The 1,332-nt window shown below is 73.9% G+C and carries 1 protein-coding gene; it reads left to right on the forward strand.

Going from position 1 to position 1,332, the window contains the following annotated elements; translation table 11 throughout:
• Positions 1-1,332: DoxX family protein (locus tag GA0115259_RS38535; RefSeq protein WP_107469440.1), on the forward strand; the 1,332-nt coding region annotated here is incomplete at both ends.

Genomic DNA, 1,332 nt, shown 5'->3' on the forward strand with positions numbered 1-1,332 from the left:
CACCGGCGGTGGCGTCGGCGGCGGCGGAGGCCGTCGCAGGGCACCCGTCGTCTGGAGCGGCAAGTCCGCCCCGGGCGATCCCGGCGCGACCGGGCTCCTCCAGGCCGTACGCAACTCCTCCGTGCCGCCCACGGGCGGCTACCGGGACGCGCGGGAGGCGCGTGACGCGCGTGATGTGCGTCCGGTGCCCGGCAGGCCGGGGATGTCCGGTGTGGCCGGCCGGCCCGCCGTACCGGAGATGGGGTACGACACCGGCGTCACCCAGGTCATTCCGCGGTTCGACCTCGACGGCGAGGCGACGATGCCGACGCCCGTCGTCGGCCCGCAGAGCCGTGGTCACGGCCCCGGCTCGGGCGGCGGTGCCGGCACCCGGTCGGGCATCACACCGCTGCTGCCGCCCATGCGGCAGGCGGTCGGCGCGTACGACACGCCGGAGCGGACGATCGATCCGGACCTGGAGCTGGACTCGGACCTGGACCGGGACCCGCGTCGGGACCTCGATCACGACCTGGACCGAGACCTGGACCTGGAGCCGTACGCGGAGCCCGGCGCCGATCCCGACGACCACCTGCGGCGCGACCGGCGCTATGCCGCGACCGGTGTACGGCCCGGGGACGCGGCCGGCGTCCGGCACGCGTACTACCCGGGCCGCCGGATGAACCTCGGCGTGGTGCTGCTCCCGCTCCGCATCTTCCTCGGCTTCATCTCCATCTACGCCGGTATGGGCAAGCTCTGCGATCCCGTCTACTTCGACGGCGGCGAGCGCGGCTCCATGGTCAAATGGCTCAACTCGCTGCATCCCTGGGCGCTCGCGGAACCTCTGCGCGACTTCGCGCTCTCCCACCCGGTCGGCGCGGGCCTCAGCGTCGCCTTCCTCCAGATCGTGGCGGGCGTACTCACCGTCCTCGGGCTCTGGCAGCGGGTCGCCGCCTGCTTCGGCGCGCTGCTCTCCGCGGCGCTGCTGCTCACCGTGAGCTGGCGGACCGTTCCGGCGTACGACGCGCCCGACATCATCTATCTGGCCGCCTGGTCACCGCTGATCATCGCGGGCGCGCCCGTCTACTCGGTGGACGGGCGGCTCGCGGGCGAGGCCTGGCGCACACTCGGACCGCGTTCCGAGATCTGGGACCTGCGGCGTCGCGTACTGCGGCGGGGCACGGTCGTCGCGACCGTCGTCATCGGGCTCACGCTGCTGGTCGGTTCGGTGCTCGGCGGGGCCGTACGGTCCTCCGACATGGTGACGGTGCCGGGGCCGAACGTCGATCCGGTCAACCAGCTCCCGGGCGAACCGCTGCCGCAGAAGCCGGGCCGCGGCGGCAGCAGCGCGTCCGG

Source organism: Streptomyces sp. MnatMP-M17 (genome assembly GCF_900091995.1).
Classification (GTDB): Bacteria; Actinomycetota; Actinomycetes; order Streptomycetales; family Streptomycetaceae; genus Streptomyces.